Annotated in this window: 20 protein-coding genes; 18 read left to right on the top strand and 2 right to left on the bottom strand. The window is 60.8% G+C overall.

Annotated features, from left to right (window positions below; translation table 11 throughout):
* The first annotated feature begins 3 nt into the window (after nucleotides 1–3).
* The gene (locus CWC48_RS01585; protein WP_028615689.1) at nucleotides 4–399 is read left to right on the top strand and encodes a hypothetical protein; all 396 of its coding nucleotides are present in this window, start codon (nucleotides 4–6) and stop codon (nucleotides 397–399) included.
* Between the two features lie 191 nt (nucleotides 400–590).
* On the opposite strand, the gene CWC48_RS30765 is transcribed toward CWC48_RS01585, so the two are convergent.
* On the bottom strand, nucleotides 591–695 hold the full coding sequence (locus CWC48_RS30765; protein ID WP_371857064.1) for a DUF6124 family protein: 105 nt from the start codon (nucleotides 693–695) through the stop codon (nucleotides 591–593).
* A 290-nt stretch (nucleotides 696–985) separates the two neighbouring features.
* Between CWC48_RS30765 and phnC the strand changes: the two genes are divergently transcribed.
* The 13 genes from phnC to phnP all read left to right on the top strand — a co-directional run bounded on the left by phnC (nucleotide 986) and on the right by phnP (nucleotide 11,436).
* On the top strand, nucleotides 986–1,819 hold the full coding sequence (gene phnC, locus CWC48_RS01580; RefSeq protein ID WP_100491204.1) for a phosphonate ABC transporter ATP-binding protein: 834 nt from the start codon (nucleotides 986–988) through the stop codon (nucleotides 1,817–1,819).
* A 32-nt stretch (nucleotides 1,820–1,851) separates the two neighbouring features.
* Complete coding sequence (gene phnD / locus CWC48_RS01575) at nucleotides 1,852–2,853, top strand: phosphonate ABC transporter substrate-binding protein (protein WP_100491203.1); 1,002 nt, start codon at nucleotides 1,852–1,854, stop codon at nucleotides 2,851–2,853.
* Between the two features lie 146 nt (nucleotides 2,854–2,999).
* On the top strand, nucleotides 3,000–3,782 hold the full coding sequence (gene phnE, locus CWC48_RS01570; RefSeq protein WP_058427920.1) for a phosphonate ABC transporter, permease protein PhnE: 783 nt from the start codon (nucleotides 3,000–3,002) through the stop codon (nucleotides 3,780–3,782).
* A gap of 36 nt (nucleotides 3,783–3,818) precedes the next feature.
* Nucleotides 3,819–4,523, top strand: a complete 705-nt coding sequence (gene phnF, locus CWC48_RS01565; protein WP_177409464.1) for a phosphonate metabolism transcriptional regulator PhnF — start codon at nucleotides 3,819–3,821, stop codon at nucleotides 4,521–4,523.
* An 11-nt stretch (nucleotides 4,524–4,534) separates the two neighbouring features.
* Nucleotides 4,535–4,972, top strand: a complete 438-nt coding sequence (gene phnG / locus CWC48_RS01560; RefSeq protein WP_078047597.1) for a phosphonate C-P lyase system protein PhnG — start codon at nucleotides 4,535–4,537, stop codon at nucleotides 4,970–4,972.
* On the top strand, nucleotides 4,972–5,562 hold the full coding sequence (phnH, locus tag CWC48_RS01555; protein ID WP_078047598.1) for a phosphonate C-P lyase system protein PhnH: 591 nt from the start codon (nucleotides 4,972–4,974) through the stop codon (nucleotides 5,560–5,562). Before phnG ends, phnH begins: the two co-directional genes overlap by 1 nt.
* Entirely contained in the window at nucleotides 5,562–6,638 is a 1,077-nt protein-coding gene (locus CWC48_RS01550; RefSeq protein ID WP_100491201.1) for a carbon-phosphorus lyase complex subunit PhnI, read from the top strand. The genes phnH and CWC48_RS01550 overlap by 1 nt, the downstream gene beginning before the upstream one ends.
* Nucleotides 6,631–7,473 (top strand): alpha-D-ribose 1-methylphosphonate 5-phosphate C-P-lyase PhnJ, encoded by an 843-nt coding sequence (locus tag CWC48_RS01545; RefSeq protein ID WP_078047600.1) that lies wholly within the window; start codon nucleotides 6,631–6,633, stop codon nucleotides 7,471–7,473. Before CWC48_RS01550 ends, CWC48_RS01545 begins: the two co-directional genes overlap by 8 nt.
* The gene (phnK, locus tag CWC48_RS01540) at nucleotides 7,470–8,270 is read left to right on the top strand and encodes a phosphonate C-P lyase system protein PhnK (RefSeq protein WP_100491200.1); all 801 of its coding nucleotides are present in this window, start codon (nucleotides 7,470–7,472) and stop codon (nucleotides 8,268–8,270) included. Before CWC48_RS01545 ends, phnK begins: the two co-directional genes overlap by 4 nt.
* Entirely contained in the window at nucleotides 8,270–8,989 is a 720-nt protein-coding gene (gene phnL / locus CWC48_RS01535) for a phosphonate C-P lyase system protein PhnL (protein ID WP_100491199.1), read from the top strand. Before phnK ends, phnL begins: the two co-directional genes overlap by 1 nt.
* Nucleotides 8,979–10,124, top strand: coding sequence for an alpha-D-ribose 1-methylphosphonate 5-triphosphate diphosphatase (locus CWC48_RS01530; RefSeq protein WP_078047603.1), 1,146 nt, complete (start codon nucleotides 8,979–8,981; stop codon nucleotides 10,122–10,124). Before phnL ends, CWC48_RS01530 begins: the two co-directional genes overlap by 11 nt.
* On the top strand, nucleotides 10,124–10,696 hold the full coding sequence (gene phnN / locus CWC48_RS01525) for a phosphonate metabolism protein/1,5-bisphosphokinase (PRPP-forming) PhnN (protein WP_100491198.1): 573 nt from the start codon (nucleotides 10,124–10,126) through the stop codon (nucleotides 10,694–10,696). Before CWC48_RS01530 ends, phnN begins: the two co-directional genes overlap by 1 nt.
* The gene (gene phnP, locus CWC48_RS01520; RefSeq protein ID WP_100491197.1) at nucleotides 10,687–11,436 is read left to right on the top strand and encodes a phosphonate metabolism protein PhnP; all 750 of its coding nucleotides are present in this window, start codon (nucleotides 10,687–10,689) and stop codon (nucleotides 11,434–11,436) included. Before phnN ends, phnP begins: the two co-directional genes overlap by 10 nt.
* A gap of 82 nt (nucleotides 11,437–11,518) precedes the next feature.
* Here phnP and CWC48_RS01515 read toward each other — a convergent pair whose 3' ends face one another.
* The gene (locus tag CWC48_RS01515) at nucleotides 11,519–12,397 is read right to left on the bottom strand and encodes a LysR family transcriptional regulator (RefSeq protein WP_100491196.1); all 879 of its coding nucleotides are present in this window, start codon (nucleotides 12,395–12,397) and stop codon (nucleotides 11,519–11,521) included.
* Between the two features lie 182 nt (nucleotides 12,398–12,579).
* Here CWC48_RS01515 and CWC48_RS01510 point away from each other — a divergent pair, with 182 nt between their 5' ends.
* From CWC48_RS01510 to CWC48_RS01495, 4 genes are all read left to right on the top strand, one after another.
* Nucleotides 12,580–12,768, top strand: a complete 189-nt coding sequence (locus CWC48_RS01510) for a type II toxin-antitoxin system HicA family toxin (protein ID WP_100491195.1) — start codon at nucleotides 12,580–12,582, stop codon at nucleotides 12,766–12,768.
* Nucleotides 12,769–12,779: 11 nt separating this feature from the next.
* Entirely contained in the window at nucleotides 12,780–13,184 is a 405-nt protein-coding gene (locus CWC48_RS01505; protein WP_078047607.1) for a type II toxin-antitoxin system HicB family antitoxin, read from the top strand.
* Nucleotides 13,185–13,577: 393 nt separating this feature from the next.
* Complete coding sequence (locus CWC48_RS01500; protein WP_100491194.1) at nucleotides 13,578–15,107, top strand: M10 family metallopeptidase C-terminal domain-containing protein; 1,530 nt, start codon at nucleotides 13,578–13,580, stop codon at nucleotides 15,105–15,107.
* Nucleotides 15,108–15,349: 242 nt separating this feature from the next.
* Nucleotides 15,350–17,083: a M10 family metallopeptidase C-terminal domain-containing protein gene (locus tag CWC48_RS01495; protein ID WP_100491193.1), complete on the top strand. Its 1,734-nt coding sequence runs from the start codon at nucleotides 15,350–15,352 to the stop codon at nucleotides 17,081–17,083.

The following is a 17,083-nucleotide window of genomic DNA, read 5'->3' as shown; positions in this document are numbered from 1 at the left end:
CCTATGACCGCATTTGCACGCATCACCTTGCTCAGCCTGGTATTGGGGCTGAGCGCTTGTGCGGTCCACCGCCCACCTCCCGCGCCCACCGGCCCGACCATCCCACCGTCAGGCCCGTCGACCCAGCCGAGCACCAAGCCCTCGGGCCCGGTGACTCCAGCACCGAAACCCGTGCCGACCAAATCGCCGACCTTCGCCCCACCACCGGGCGCGGCCAGCCACTGGGACGGCAAGATGCAGGTGTATGTGCTGGAAGAACAGCCCGACACCTTCTACCGCCAGCGCACCTACTACCGCTGGAGCAACGGCTGGAGCCGCTCGATCAGCCCGAACGGACCATGGGAAGAGACCGACGTGCAAGGCGTGCCGCCGGGACTGAGCAAGCAATACGCACAATGACAAAAGGCGACCTTCGGGTCGCCTTTTTCTTGCCTGTGAAACATGGTCTCCAATCCAATGAAGATCACCTGTGGGAGCCGGGCTTGCCCGCGATGGCGGCGTGTCAGGCACCGAATCAATTGCAGCTAAACCGCCATCGCAGAGGTGCGGCGATCCGACAAGCCAATTACCACAGGAGACCTCATCGGCTGTCAGGCCACCGGACACACCCGATTCAGCGCTTCATCCACCAACAACTGCGCAATCTCAATCATCTGCACCACTGCCAGCACCTGCTTACGACCCGAGCCATCCAGAACCTAGCGACGGTGCTGCCTGAATGAACACGGTGGCCTTACTGGGGCTGCTGCGCAGCCCAGCGCGGGGCAAGCCCGCTCACCACAGCAAGCCCGCTCACCACAAAAAAGCCCATTCACTACTTAGCTGGGGTGTGCTTTTAGATCCACTTCCAACCTTTCACAAAACCTTCATCCAACCGACCCCCTCCAGTCATGTGCAAGTAATAGCACTGACACCTCCCGCGCCTACTGTCGTTTGAACTCAACCGCAGCCATCCCCTGGCTGTTCAAACAAGACAGAGAAGCCCATGACTCACGCTATCCATGTCGATCACTTGAACAAGACCTTTGCGAAGAAATCCGCATTGGTCGACCTCGAACTCACCATTGCCGCAGGTGAGATGGTCGCGCTGATTGGCGCTTCCGGTTCCGGCAAGTCCACCTTGTTGCGCCATTTGGCCGGCCTGGCCTGTTGCGACAAGAGCAATGGCGGCAGCGTCAAGGTGTTGGGCCGGGAAGTGCAGGCCAGTGGGCGCTTGAATGGCAAGGTGCGGCGGTTGCGCGCAGACATCGGCTACATCTTCCAGCAGTTCAACCTGGTCAATCGCCTGAGCGTGCTCGACAACGTGCTGCTCGGTTGCCTGGGCCGCATGCCGCGCTGGCGTGGCAACCTGGGGTTGTTCAATGCCGAGGAAAAGGCGTTTGCCCTGGAGTCCCTGGCACGTGTGGGCCTGGCCGACCTGGCTGCTCAACGTGCGTCCACCTTGTCTGGCGGCCAGCAGCAACGCGTGGCGATTGCCCGTGCCTTGACCCAGCGCGCCGAGGTGATCCTCGCCGACGAACCCATCGCCTCCCTGGACCCGGAGTCAGCACGCAAGGTGATGGAGATCCTCGCCGACATCAACCGCCGCGACGGCAAGACCGTGGTGGTGACCCTGCATCAAGTCGATTACGCCATGCGTTATTGCCCGCGGGCCGTGGCGCTCAAGGGCGGTCGGATTCATTTCGACGGGCAGGGCAGTGCGATGAGCAGCCAGTTTCTCAATGACTTGTACGGTGCCGACGTCGACACCAGCCTGATGTTTTCCGACCACACCCGCCACACCACCGTGACCCCTCGGCTGGCCCTGGCACGCGCTTGAAACCCTACTCACGACCCACAGGAATTCCTTCCATGTTGAACCGTATCGGCCAAGTGTTTCTGTCCGCCGCGTTGTTGGCCAGTGTCGCCATGGGCAATGCCTACGCGGCCGACAAAGCCATCAATTTCGGCATCATGTCCACCGAGTCTTCGCAGAACCTCAAGAGCATCTGGCAGCCGTTCCTGGATGACATGCACAAGAAGACCGGCCTGACCATCAACGCCACTTTCGCCTCCGACTACGCCGGCCTGATTCAGGGCATGCGCTTCAACAAGGTCGATGTGGCCTGGCTCGGCAACAAGGCCGCGATGGAAGCGGTGGACCGCTCCAACGGCGAGATCTTCGCCCAGACTGCCGCCGCCAACGGTGCCGCCGGTTACTGGAGCGTGTTGATCGTGCGCAAGGACAGCCCGATCAATAACGTCGAGGACATGCTCAAGAATGCCAAGAACCTGACCTTCGGCAACGGCGACCCGAACTCCACCTCGGGCTACCTGGTGCCGGGCTACTACGTGTTCGCCAAGAACAACGTGGATGCCGCCACGGCGTTCAAGCGCACGTTGAACTCCAGCCATGAAGTCAACGCGTTGAGCGTGGCCAAGGGGCAGTTGGACGTGGCCACCTTCAACACCGAAAGCTGGGACCGTCTTGAAGTGACCCAGCCGGACAAGGCCGCGATGCTCAAGGTGATCTGGAAATCACCGCTGATCCCGGCCGACCCGATGGTGTGGAGCAAGGCGCTGAGCGACAGCGAGAAGACCAAGATCCGCGACTTCTTCGCCCACTACGGCGACACCGATGAAGAGAAGGCCGTGCTGAAGAACATGCAGCTGGGCAAGTTCCTGCCTTCCAGCGACGACCAACTGTTGCCGATCCGCCAGCTGGAGCTGTTCAAGCAGCGCACCACCATCAGCGCCGACGACAAGTTGGAAGCGGCCGACAAGGCCAAGAAGCTCGCCGACATCGATGCCGACCTGGCGAAGCTGCAACAACGCATCTCCGAGCTCGACAAAAAGACCGCAGCCAACGGCTAACCCCCTGTGGGAACCAGGTTCATGTGGGAGCGGGCTTGCTCGCGAAAGCGGTGAATCAGTCGCCGGATGCATTGAATGACACACCGCATTCGCGAGCACGCCCGCTCCCACAGAGATCCAGTTCCCACCGTTATTGAGAGTGCCCCATGACTACCTTGCACGCTGAAGCAGTGGGTAAAAGAACTTGGCCGCAATACCTCGGCTGGGGCCTGTTCCTGGTCCTGCTGGCCTGGGCCTGGCACGGCGCGGAAATGAACCCGCTGGCGCTGTACCGCGATTCCGGAAACATGGCGACCTTCGCTGCCGACTTCTTCCCGCCCGACTTCCACGAATGGCGCTCCTACCTCAAGGAGATGATCGTCACCGTACAAATCGCCCTCTGGGGCACGGTGCTGGCCATCGTCTGCTCGGTGCCGCTGGGCATCTTGTGCGCCGACAACATCACTCCCTGGTGGGTACACCAACCGCTGCGCCGGGTGATGGACGCGTTCCGCTCCATCAACGAAATGGTGTTCGCCATGTTGTTCGTCGTTGCGGTCGGCCTGGGTCCGTTCGCCGGCGTATTGGCCCTGTGGATCAGCACCACCGGCGTACTCGCCAAACTGTTTGCCGAAGCCGTCGAAGCCATCGACCCAGGCCCGGTGGAAGGCGTGCGTGCTACCGGCGCCAGTGCCCTGCAGGAAGTGATCTACGGCGTGATCCCCCAGGTGATGCCGCTGTGGGTGAGCTACGCGCTGTACCGCTTCGAAGCCAACGTGCGTTCGGCCACGGTGGTGGGCATGGTCGGCGCGGGCGGGATCGGCGTGATCCTCTGGGAAAACATCCGCGCCTTCCAGTTCGTACAAACCTGCGCGGTGCTGCTGGTGATCATCGTGGTGGTGAGCTTGATCGACGTGCTGTCCCAACGCCTGCGCAAGCAGTTCATCTGACCTCGGAGGGGTGCCCGCGCGGCGCTTTTTTTAAGCATGCAGTTGTCTAGACAAGATGAGCCGGTGTACCGCGAACTCGCGGACATCCTGCGCCGTGAACTCAGCAGCTACCAGGCCGGTGACTTCCTGCCCGGCGAAGTGCACATGGCCGAGCGTTTTGGCGTCAACCGCCACACCTTGCGCCGCGCCATCGATGAGTTGGTGTTCGAGGGCAGCCTGTTGCGCCGTCAGGGTAAGGGCACCCAGGTGCTCGACCGCCCGCTGATTTACTCGATGGGCGCCGAGACCTCCTACAGCCAGTCGCTGTCGGCTCAGGGCGTGGGCGTGCAGGCGCTGTTGCTCAAGCGCCGCTACTGCTATGCCAGCCGCGATGAAGCACAGCACCTGGGCATCGACGAAATGGCGCCGATGATCGAGCTGCAAACCCTGCGCAAGCTCGACCACCAGCCCGTCAGCCTGATCCGCCACCGCTACTGCGCCAGCCGTGCGCCGTTGCTGGCCGACTACAACGGCGGTTCCTTGCGCCAATACCTGCGCGAACGTGACCTGCCGCTGACCCGCACCCAAAGCCTGATCGGTGCGCGTTTGCCCAACCGTGATGAAGCCGCGCTGCTGCTGATGCCTCGGCACTTGCCGGCCCTTACCGTCTTTACCCTTTCCTGCGATCGCGACGGCCGCCCGGTGGAGCTGGCGCAGTCCACCAGCCGTTCGGATCGCTTCCAGTACCAAGTGGTGACCTGATGGAGACCTTGATGAATCTGTCCCCGCGTCAGCATTGGATTGGTGTGCTCGCCCGCGCCCAACTCAGTGAACTGCAACCTCACGAAGCCGCGTTGAAAGACGCGGAATACCAACTGATCCGCGCCCCGGAAATTGGCATGACCCTGGTGCGTGGCCGCATGGGCGGCAATGGCGCGCCATTCAACGTCGGCGAAATGAGCGTGACCCGCTGCGTGGTGCGCCTGGCCGATGGCCGCACCGGCTACAGCTACCTGGCCGGGCGCGACAAGGTCCATGCCGAGCTGGCCGCCCTGGCCGACGCTCACCTGCAAGGCACTCAACCCAGCATTTGGCTCAGCGATTTGATCACCGCGCTGGCCAGTGCCCAGGCTCAGCGCCGCGCGCTAAAAGAAGCCGACACCGCGGCCACCAAGGTCGAGTTCTTCACCCTCGTGCGAGGAGAAAACTGATGAATGCGCAACTGTTGCAACCGGCGTTTGTCGACCCGGTGCTGGATGCCCAGCGCGGTTTTCGTGCGGCACTCAAAGCTTTGGCAGAACCCGGTTTGATCCAACACCTGCCGTCCGCGCCGCGCCTCGATGGGCTGGCGCCGGCCACCTATGCACTGTGCCTCGCGCTGCTGGACGGCGACACGCCGCTGTGGCTTTCACCGAGCTTCGACACGCCGCTGATCCGCGCCAACCTGGCCTTCCACTGCGGCTGCCCGTTGACGTCGAATCGCGAAGACGCGGCCTTCGCGCTGCTCGGTGAACAGGACCTGCTCGACCTCAGCGGCTTCGACCACGGCAATGACCGCTACCCCGACCAGTCCTGCACCTTGCTCGTGCAGCTCACCGACCTGGAGTCCGGTCGCGGCCTGCTCTGGCGCGGCCCGGGCATCAAGGCCCAGCGCCAGGTGCACCTACCGGTGCCACAAGCCTTCTGGCAGGAACGTCAGCGCCGCGAAGCCTTCCCCCGTGGCCTGGATGTGTTGTTTGCCGCCGGCCATCACCTGATCGGCCTGCCACGCAGCAGCCGCATCGCAGAGGAGCACGCCTGATGTACGTAGCCGTCAAAGGTGGCGAACAGGCCATCGACAATGCCCACCGCCTGCTGGCGAAAAAGCGCCGGGGCGACACCGCGATTCCTGAATTGAGCGTGACGCAAATCCGCGAGCAATTGCCATTGGCCGTGGCGCGGGTGATGACCGAGGGCTCGCTGTTCGATGAGGAGCTTGCCGCGCTGGCGATCAAGCAAGCGGCGGGGGACCTGGTGGAAGCGATCTTCCTGCTGCGTGCCTACCGCACCACGCTGCCGCGCTTCAGCCCGAGCCTGCCGATCGATACCGCGCACATGTCGCTGAGCCGGCGCTTGTCGGCCACGTTCAAGGACGTGCCGGGCGGTCAATTGCTCGGCCCGACCTTCGACTACACCCATCGCCTGTTGGATTTTGCACTGCTGGCCGAAGGTGAATATCCAGGCCCGCAAACCACGCCCGATGCGCGCATCGAAGCTTGCCCACGGGTGCTCGGCCTGCTCGCCAAAGAAGGTCTGATCAAGAATGAAGCCGACGACAACGCCACCGTCGCCGACATCACCCGCGACCCGCTGGAGTACCCCGCCAGTCGCGCCGAACGCCTGCAAGCCCTGGCCCGAGGCGATGAAGGTTTCCTGTTGGCACTGGGCTATTCGACCCAACGTGGCTACGGCCGCAACCACCCGTTTGCCGGCGAGATCCGCATCGGCGATGTGGAGGTGTGGATCGACCCGGAAGAATTGGGTTTTCCCATCTGCCTGGGCAGCATCGAGGTGACCGAGTGCGAGATGGTCAACCAGTTCGTCGGCTCGGCCACCGAGTTGGCGCAGTTCACGCGCGGGTATGGCCTGGCGTTCGGGCACGCCGAGCGCAAGGCCATGGGCATGGCGTTGGTCGACCGCTCGCTGCGCGCCGGGGAATACAACGAAGAGATCGTCTCGCCGGCCCAGCGTGAAGAGTTCGTGCTGGCCCACTGCGACAACGTCGAGGCCGCCGGCTTTGTCTCGCACCTCAAATTACCGCACTACGTGGACTTCCAGTCCGAGCTGGAACTGATCCGCAAACTGCGTCAACCCGCCGAGGGCTCCCGCCATGAATGACACGGCCTACAACTTCGCCTACCTCGACGAACAGACCAAACGCATGATCCGCCGCGCCTTGCTCAAGGCCGTGGCGATCCCGGGTTACCAGGTGCCGTTCGGCGGCCGCGAGATGCCATTGCCGTACGGTTGGGGCACCGGCGGCATGCAATTGACCGCCGCGATCCTGGGGGATGATGACGTGCTCAAGGTCATCGACCAGGGCGCCGACGACACCACCAACGCCGTCTCCATCCGCCGTTTCTTCGCCCGTACCGCTGGTGTCGCCACCACCGAAGCCACACCGGACGCCACGGTGATCCAGACCCGCCACCGCATCCCGGAAACGCCGCTGCAGGCTGGCCAGATCATGGTCTACCAAGTGCCGATCCCCGAACCGCTGCGCTTCATCGAACCGTCGGAAACCGAGACCCGCACCATGCACGCCCTCAACGATTACGGGGTGATGCACGTGAAGCTCTACGAAGACATCGCCACCTTCGGCCATATCGCCACCAGCTACGCCTACCCGGTGATGGTCGACGAGCGCTACGTGATGGACCCGTCGCCGATCCCTAAATTCGACAACCCCAAGCTCGACATGAGCCCGGCGCTGATGCTGTTCGGCGCCGGTCGCGAAAAGCGCCTGTACGCGGTGCCGCCGTATACCCAGGTCACCAGCCTCGACTTTGAGGACCACCCGTTCGAAGTACAGAAATGGGAGCACAACTGCGCCCTCTGCGGCAGCCATGAGTCGTTCCTCGATGAGCTGATTCTGGACGATGCGGGAACCCAGAGTTTTGTCTGTTCCGACACCTGGTATTGCGCCCAACGGGTTCTGGAGAACAACCAATGAGCCAGGTTCTTTTGAAGCAAAAAGCCGGCGCACCGCTACTGCAAGTGCGTGACCTGTCCCTGTTGTACGGCCCGGAGAATGGCTGCCAGGGCGTGAGCTTCGATTTGTACCCCGGCGAAGTGCTGGGCATCGTCGGCGAGTCCGGCTCGGGCAAGTCCACCTTGCTCTCGCTGTTGAGCGGCCGGTTGCCACCGCAGGCGGGGAGCATCGGCTACCGCAGCAAGGACGGCGAATGGCTGGATTTGTACAGCGCCAGCGAAGCCGAGCGCCGTACGTTGCTGCGTACCGAATGGGGCTTTGTCGAACAAAACCCTCGCGACGGTTTGCGCATGGGCGTGTCAGCCGGCGCCAACATCGGCGAGCGCCTGATGGCCCAGGGCGTGCGCAATTACACGCAACTGCGCGGTGCCGGTCTCGATTGGTTGAGCCAGGTGGAAATCGACCCGCAGCGTATCGATGACTTGCCGCGCACCTTCTCCGGCGGCATGCAGCAACGCCTGCAAATCGCCCGCAACCTGGTGTCGAGCCCGCGCCTTGTGTTCATGGACGAGCCCACCGGCGGCCTCGACGTGTCGGTGCAAGCGCGCCTGCTCGACTTGCTGCGCAGCTTGGTTCGCGAGCTGGATCTGGCCGTGGTGATCGTCACCCACGACCTGGCCGTGGCGCGCCTGCTGGCAGACCGCTTGATGGTGATGCGGCGCTCGCGGGTGGTGGAAACCGGGCTCACCGACCAGATCCTCGACGATCCACAGCACCCTTACTCTCAACTGTTGGTGTCTTCGGTATTGCAGCCATGATGAATGCCTTGATCGAGGTCCGTGACCTCTCGAAAACCTTCACCCTGCACCAGCAGAACGGCGTGGTACTCAATGTGCTGCGTGGGGTGGAGTTCAGTGTGCAGGGCGGTGAATGCCTGGTGCTGCACGGCCAGTCCGGCGCGGGCAAGAGCACCTTGCTGCGCACCTTGTACGGTAACTATTTGCCAGCGGGTGGCAGCATTCGCGTGCGCCATGCGGGCGAGTGGCTGGAGTTGGTCGGCGCCGAGCCGCGCGACATTCTCCAGGTGCGCCAGCAGACCCTGGGCTACGTCAGCCAATTCCTGCGGGTGATCCCCCGCGTGGCCTGCCTGGATGTGGTGATGGAGCCCGCCCTGGCCCGTGGCTGGTCGAAAGCCGATGCACAACAGCGCGCCGAACATCTGCTGACTCGCCTGAATATCCCTCAGCGTCTGTGGCAACTGGCGCCCGGTACGTTCTCCGGTGGCGAGCAACAGCGCGTGAATATCGCGCGCGGATTCATGGTGGTCTGGCCGGTGATGCTGCTGGACGAACCCACCGCGTCGCTGGACGACAACAACCGCCAGGTGGTGCTGGAACTGATGAACGAAGCCAAGGCCGGGGGCGCCGCGCTGATCGGCATCTTCCACGACCGCGCCGCCCGTGAAGCGGTGGCCGACCGCCATTTCGACATGACCCCCACGCCCGTTGCCGCAGAGGAATACGCCCATGCCCGCTGAACAGATCCTCAGTAATGCCCAGATTGTCACGGCTGATCGCATGTTCCTGGGTTCGGTGGTGCTGCGCGACGGCAAGATCGTCGACCTCGCCGAAGGCCGCAGCCAGTTGCCCCAGGCCCAAGACCTGGGCGGTGATTTCCTCTTGCCGGGCCTGGTGGAGTTGCACACCGACAACCTGGAAAAACACATGACCCCGCGCCCCGGCGTGGACTGGCCGTCGACGTCGGCCGTGCTGAGCCACGATGCGCAAATCATCGCAGCGGGCATCACCACGGTGTTCGACGCGGTGTCCATCGGCGACGTGAACCCCAAGGGCAACCGCATGAAGAAACTGCCGGCGATGCTCGACGCCATCGCGCAGGCGGAAGGCGCCGGCCTGACCCGCGCCGAGCACCACCTGCACCTGCGTTGCGAGCTGTGCCACCCGGACACGCTCAGCGTGTTCCGCGACCTGGTGGAAAACCCGCTGGTGCAACTGGTCTCGGTGATGGACCATTCGCCGGGCCAGCGCCAGTTCGTGCTCGAATCCAAGTACCGTGAGTACTACATGGGCAAGTACCACCTGAACGACGAAACCATGGACGCGTTCATCGTGCTGCAAAAGGCCAACTCCCTGGCGTACAGCGACCGCTATCGCGCGGCGATCGTCGAGCATTGCCTGGCGCGTGGCCTGTCGGTGGCCAGCCATGACGACGCGACCCTGGCCCATGTGCAAGAGTCGGCGCGCTACGGCATGACCATCGCCGAATTCCCCACCACCCTGGAGGCCGCGAAGGGCTGCCAGGCGCTGAACATGAAAGTCTTGATGGGCGCGCCGAACGTGGTGCGCGGTGGGTCGCACTCGGGTAATGTGGCCGCCGCGGGCCTGGCGGGCGAGGGATTGCTGGATATACTTTCCAGCGACTACTACCCGGCCAGCCTGTTGCAGGCTGCGTTCGTGCTGGCCGACCAGCAGGACGGCGGCGACTTGTCGCGGGCGGTCAAGATGATCAGCCTGGCGCCCGCACAAGCGGCAGGCCTCAAGGATCGCGGCGAAATTGCCCTTGGCCTGCGTGCCGACCTGGTCCAGGCCCGCAGCCGCGAAGGGCTTCCTGTGGTGCAACAAGTATGGCGACAAGCGAAGAGGGTGTTTTGATGGCAGGCAGGTTGATCTATCTCATCGGGCCTTCCGGCTCGGGCAAGGACAGCCTGCTGGACGCCGCACGCCCCCGTTTGGCCGAGCGCGGTTGCCGCATTGTGCGCCGCGTCATCACCCGCTCGGCGGAAGCGGTGGGCGAAGCAGCGCAGGGCGTGAGCCCCGAGGCATTTGCGACGATGCAGGGCGAGGGCGCGTTTGCCCTCAGTTGGCAGGCCAATGGGTTGTCCTACGGCATTCCCAGGGAAATCGACGACTGGCTGGCGGCGGGTGACGACGTGCTGGTCAACGGCTCGCGCGCGCACCTGGCGCAGGCGCGCGAACGCTACCCGACGGCGTTGGTGCTGCTGCTGACGGTGGATCAGGCGGTGTTGCGCCAACGCTTGATCGCACGCGGGCGTGAGGCGCTGACGGACATCGAAGCGCGGCTGGCACGCAATGCGCGGTTTACCGCCGAGCTGATTGCCGGCAACGGGGCAGGGTTGTTTGTGCTGGATAACTCCGGTCCGCTTGCTCATACGGTCGAGCGCCTGCTCTGCTGCCTCGACCACGGTCATTCGGCATGCGCCTGACCCTGCTCGGCACCGGTGACGCGCGGCAAGTCCCGGTGTACGGCTGTGAATGCCCCGCGTGCGGTCTGGCGCACAGCGACGAAAGCCTGCGCCGCCGTCCGTGCAGTGCACTGATCGAATGCGGCGACCAGCGCTGGCTGATCGACAGCGGTTTGCCCGACCTCACCGAACGCTTCCCGCCGCGCAGCTTCAACGGGATTTTCCAAACCCACTACCACGCCGATCATGCCCAGGGTTTGCTGCACCTGCGCTGGGGGCACGGGTGGGTGATTCCGGTGCACGGCCCAGCGGATCCGGAGGGGTTGTCGGACTTGTACAAGCATCCGGGCATCCTGGATTTCAGCCAGCCCTTTGCCGAGTTTGAAACACGCCAATTTGGCGAGTTGAGCGTCACAGCGTTGCCGTTGCAGCATTCCAAGCTAACCCTGGGCTACCTGCTGGAAGGCGAGGGGCGACGCATCGCCTACCTCACCGACACCGTCGGCCTGCCACCGGCAACCCTGGCCTGGCTGCAACGCGAACCATTGGACGTGCTGGTGCTGGATTGCTCCATGCCGCCGCAGCCGCAGGCGCCACGCAACCACAATGACCTGACGCTGGCGTTGCAGAGCATCAAGGACACCGGCGCGCAGTTGGGCGTATTGACCCATGTAGGGCATACGCTGGACGCCTGGTTGCTGGAACATCGCCGCGAGTTGCCACGGCATGTCACGGTCGGCTGGGATGGCCGGATCATCTGAACACCCCCAACCGCGTAGGAGCCGGCTTGCCGGCGCCTACAGGTGATCGGTATTCGATTCACTCGACGGATACAGGACGGCGCTACGCCATTAACCCTTCAACGTATTCGATAAACGCCTTGGCCTTGGCACTCGGCATTCGACCCGTCGGTAGTACCGCCCAGAGATCCTTCGGCGGGAGTTCCCAGTCGGTCAACACGGCTTTCACCTCGCCCCTGGCCAATTCCGGGCCGAACATCCATTCGGACGTCATCGCTAGGCCGTGGTGGGCGAGCACGCCAGCGCGCAAGCCTTCGGAAGAAGTGACGCGCAAGCGCCCGCGAGCAGCTATGGCCTGCTCGTGCGGGCCTTGTTTGAAGGGCCAGAGCGGGCTCTCCCCGAGGCTGTAGATCACGGCCTGGTGGTTGAGGATATCTGCCGGGCTTTGTGGCTCGCCGAAACGTTCGAAGTAGGCCGGTGTGCCGAACACCCGGCTTGGGCTTTGGCCTAGCCGGCGAGCAGTAAGACCGGAGTCACTCAGGTTGCCGATACGCAGGGCGACGTCGATGCCATCTTCAACCAGGTTGAGGATGCGGTCGTCGAGCAACACGTCGATGTTCAGGCCAGGGTGCTGGTCAAGGAAGGGTCCCAGATTGGGAATGATCCGCATGCGGGAGAATGTCACGCCGGCGCTGACCCGCAGGTTGCCCGTTAATCCTGCACCCGCGCCACGCGCGGCCTCGTCAGCTTCGTCGGCTTCGAAAATCGCGCTCTTGGCTTTTTCGAAAAACGCCAGGCCTGCCTCGGTGGGCGTCAGGCCCCTGGTCGAACGCAGCACCAACCGCACGGCCAGGCGTGCTTCCAATTGCGCGATGCTTTTGGACACGGCGGGCTGGCCGATGCCCAGGCGCTTGGCAGCGGCCGAGAAAGAGCCGGTCTCAACGACGTGAACGAAGGTTTCCATGGCAGTGAGACGGTCCATCGGGTGTTCCTGTTGGCTGGGCGGCGCTCAAGCCTAAGACGATGGGCTGCCGGTGTCATGCGTTTCCCGTAGCGTACTTTCAATATTCAGTAAAACAGCCGTCAGTCAGGCGTGTGAATTTTGTGCTTGAGTAAAGATAACTCCAGGGTTACTTTTATTCAGGCCAAGCCAAGGAGGCTCGGGTGCAAAGCAGGTTATTGATCAAGGAACTGCAAGAGGCAGGTTGGGTGCTGGATCGGGTCACGGGAAGTCATCATATTTTTACCCATCGCTATAGCCCGTACACCGTTCCAGTGCCCCATCCAAAGAAGGACTTGCCGCTGGGCACCGTCAGAAGCATCAGGAAACGCGCCGGCTTGTTTCAGTTTTAAGGAGAACATTCATGCAATACCCAATCTGTATCGAATGGGGCGATGACTTCACTGCCACCGGTATCCAGATCCCCGATATCCCAGGTGCAGTCACCGCCGGGGACAGTTTTGAAGAGGCGTACAACGCCGCCGTGGAAGTCGCGCACATCATGCTGCAAGAGATCGCCGCAGAGGGCGGGACGATTCCGATGCCCACGTCGGTCGCCCAGTACCATGCCCACGAGGACTACGCCGGGATGGGCTGGGGTATGTTGGAACTGGACGTCACGCCCTACCTGGGCAAAACCGAGAAGGTCAATGTGACCCTGCCCGGTTATGTCATCCAGCGCATCGACCGCTATGTGCGAGAGCACAAGGTCAAAAGCCGCTCGTCATTCTTGGCGGACGCGGCATTGGAGAAGTTGGTGCGGTCCTAGGGCAGTCAGGCCATGACTGGGCAGCAACGCGAACGGCTGGAGGCGAGGCTGTCAGATAAGGGCGGTACTTTCGCCTGATTTTATTCAAGTATGTTTGGTTGGTTTCCTAATGTTTGAAATTAAGATCCTGACTGAATTTAGTTGTTTGTTCACAAGGTTTTTCGTGCGGAAAATCAAGTGTCTATCGATTTTAGTATGTCGAGATAACAGGTTTTCTAATGGCAGTGGTGTGTTTTTTTTACGGGTGTGTTTATTAAGCGGTATTGCAAAACAATAGGGGTGGCGAAGGGGTGATTAATTTGGGAGTTTTATTCACCTGACAACGGATGGGTCAGCGTTTGTATTTCACCTACATGGACGGATTGCTCTTCACCACCCAGAGTATTAATCGTCATGCATATTCCGGTCAGGCAGCCTTCCCAGCAACCGCCTGCGCACCCGTCGCACGCCCTGATGTCAGCGTTTGATAACGGCGCTTTCCGATGGCCAAGTAATAAGAAGTCGTTAAATACCGATCAGGCGGCTAAGCAGATAACGCGAGGTAACTTCAAGTTTCATGATCGAAATCGAGACGGTAAAGTTGTGGTGGGCTTTAGTTTCTCTAGCGGTTTTACCGCGCATCAGAAAGAACGTGCCCGGCAGGTATTGAAGTCTTATGCCGACGTTGCCAACATTTCCTTTATCGAAAACAGTGCCCATGTGGATGGGGCCATTGTCATAAGAGGCATGCCGGGTTCCTGGTCGGGCTGGGCAGACTTTCCCAACCAGTACCAATCGAACGTAACGGCAAATGTAGGCACAGGAGGCGCGGGCGCCAACCCTAAAGTGGGTAGTCACTTCTTGTCCTTGTTGGTCCATGAATTGGGGCACACCCTGGGCCTGGAACATCCGGGCCGTTATAACGGCGGTGGAAGTTATGAGTTCAATGCTGACTATGCGCAGGACACCAAGGCCCGCAGCGTCATGAGCTATTGGTCGGAGCGTAAGCAACCGGGGCATGACTTCAACCGACAGCAACCGGCTGCGGCCATGATTGACGATATTGCGGCCCTCCAGCGCCTGTACGGGGCGAATATGCGCACTCGTAATACCAACACTGTTTATGGGTTCAACTCCAACACCGAGCGTGAGCACTACAGCCTCAAGAGCGCCCGCGACGAACCCGTGTTCAGCGTCTGGGATGGCGGCGGCGAGGACACCCTGGATTTTTCCGGCTTTGGCCACAGACAAAACATCAACCTCAATGCCGAGGCGTTTTCGGATGTCGGGGGGCTACGGGGGAACGTGTCGATCGCCAAGGGCGTGGTCGTGGAGAATGCCATTGGCGGTTCCGGCAGCGATTCGTTGACGGGTAACCACGCCAATAACCGCTTGAAGGGTGGAGGCGGCAGCGACACGTTACGCGGCGGTGCAGGTGCCGACACGTTTGTGTACGACCGCGTCAGCGATTCAACACCGCAGGCACCTGATTTTATCCAGGACTTCACCAGCGGCAGCGACAGAATCGATGTGGCCGGCGTACTTCGAGAGGCGGGTCTCACGTCGTTGACCTTCGCTGATGCCCTCAGTGGGCGTGCGGGCGACGCCGTGCTCAGTCACGACGCGGCAACCGGGCGTTCCACACTGTCTGTGGATACCAAGGGCAAGGGTAAGGCTGACCTGTTGATCACCAGCCAGGGTGAAATCAAGCAGGCGGATGTGATCTGGAGCGGTGAGAGCGCGGCTGTGACGCCCTTACCCACGCTCGAACCCACGGCTGAGCCCACTCCAGAACCGGAACCTGATCCCGGGCCAGACTCCACGCCAGAACCGGTTCCCCACCCGGCTCCAGGGTACGGTCCCGGGCTGCTAGAGCGGGTGGGCAAACAAATACTGTCGGGTATCTCGAGCGCCGCGAAGTGGATATTCGGGTGGTTCCGGTAAACGCTTGTAAATGTAAACACTGTCACCAGTCGTTAACAGTTTCTAAGAACAGAAGTTGATATAAATTTTAATCGGTTATTTGTTTTCAGTGAGTGGCCAGCGTTTCACTTTGTATAAGTAATGTGCTTGTTTGGCGTATTTATTACGTGCGATTTTGCAGCTGAGTTAATAGTGTGTTTGTTAGTAAGTTGCTCTTATGTAGAGCGTTGTCTTGTTGCTACTGAAAATCCAGAGGGCGGTTCATGAAAACAACAAATATTCCCACAGTTGCGAGCACGGCTGGGGCTTTGAATTATCACGCTATGAGATCGGCGATGGGTCAAACTTCCTACACGACGGATCAGGCGGCGAAACATCTTACTCGAAGGGGGCTTAAATGGAGGGATAAAGACAACGATGGGAAAGTCGACCTATCTTATACGTTGGACGCGAGATTCACCTCCGATCAGAAGGCGCGGATCAGGGAGAGTCTCAAGTCCTGGGCGGAGGTGACCAACGTGACGTTCAAGGAGAATGCCCAAGGGCGTGATGGCTCCCTCAATATCTCAGCCATACCAGGATTCGGTGGGGGCGTCGCGTCCCTGCCCACGGGGAACTCGGTGGGATCGGTTAATATCGGTACTGGCGGTGCTGATGGAAAGCTGGAACATGGGACGCAGTTTGATCTGGTAGCGGTCCATGAACTCGGTCATGCCCTTGGCCTTGAGCATCCTCACGGAGCGGGCCCGAGTTATCAGGAGGACTCAACCGCCTACACCGCCATGAGCTACCGCAATGCGTCTTTTGGCGATCATCCTTACAACGGGAAGAAAATCGCTGCGCCCATGCTGCACGATATCGCTGCGGTGCAGAGGTTATACGGTGCGAACACCGATACTCGAAAAACCAACACGATCTACGGTTTCAATTCCAATACCGGTCGAGACTTCTACAGTCTTGAGAGCGCCAAGGACAAACCTATTTTCAACGTTTGGGACAGTGGTGGGATCGATACCCTGGACTTCTCCGGTTTTCGCCAAAATCAGAAGATCAACCTGAATACCGAATCCTTTTCGGACGTCGGAGGCATGAATAACAATGTTTCTATCGCCAAAGGCGTCACGGTGGAAAATGCTGTCGGTGGTTCCGGTGATGACACCCTGATCGGTAACGAGGTCGGCAATCGCCTCAAGGGTGGGAATGGAGCGGACACGCTTGAAGGCGGGGGCGGGGCAGATGTTTTTGTCTTTGAAGGCGTCGCAGATTCCACGCCAGAGTCGCCTGATCAGATTCTGGATTTTGTCAGCGGCACTGACAAAATAGGCCTGTACGAGTTGTTGAACCGCGCGGCCTTGAAACATCTTTATGTGGTTGACTCCTTTACCGGCCGCGCTGGCGATGCCGTGTTGAGCTACAACGAGAGCACCGCTGAGGGGAGTTTGTCTATCGACATGACAGGGAATGGAAAACCCGACTTTCAGGTGAAGAGTAAAGGGAAAATTCATTACATGGATTTGTTGGTCACGCCTGAGCCAACCATCCCAATCGAACCCACGCCGACCTCAACCAAAGGTACGCCGACAGCGACGGATCCAACCCCTCCTTCAACGTCCGATACGCCAAGGACAAAAAGAGAGGGCGATACAAAAGACGCTAGGGACGGCAAGACGCACACCTACAATTCTGCTTCTGAATCGAACTGCCGCAAGTTCGATACCTTGGATGACTTCATAAGTGGCAAGGATAAGCTTGATATCTCCAACATGGCTGCAAAGTCGGGAGTCACGTTGACACAGGTAGAAAGGTTCTCGGGTAGGGCGGGTGAGGTATACATCAGGAAGTCATATGAAGACGATCGGTACTGGGTTGCCGTTGATTTGGATGGAGACCAGTACACCGATTTTCTTGTCAACAGTCCTAAGGTGATAAGGGCCGGGGACATTGTGGGGATGAAGTTGAACTCAGCCTATTACCGGTCGCTATCCTCACGTACTTGA

Origin of the sequence: Pseudomonas sp. S10E 269 (assembly GCF_002798465.1) — a bacterium.
GTDB lineage: Bacteria > Pseudomonadota > Gammaproteobacteria > Pseudomonadales > Pseudomonadaceae > Aquipseudomonas > Aquipseudomonas pergaminensis.
This window is presented reverse-complemented; position numbering and strand designations above follow the sequence as displayed.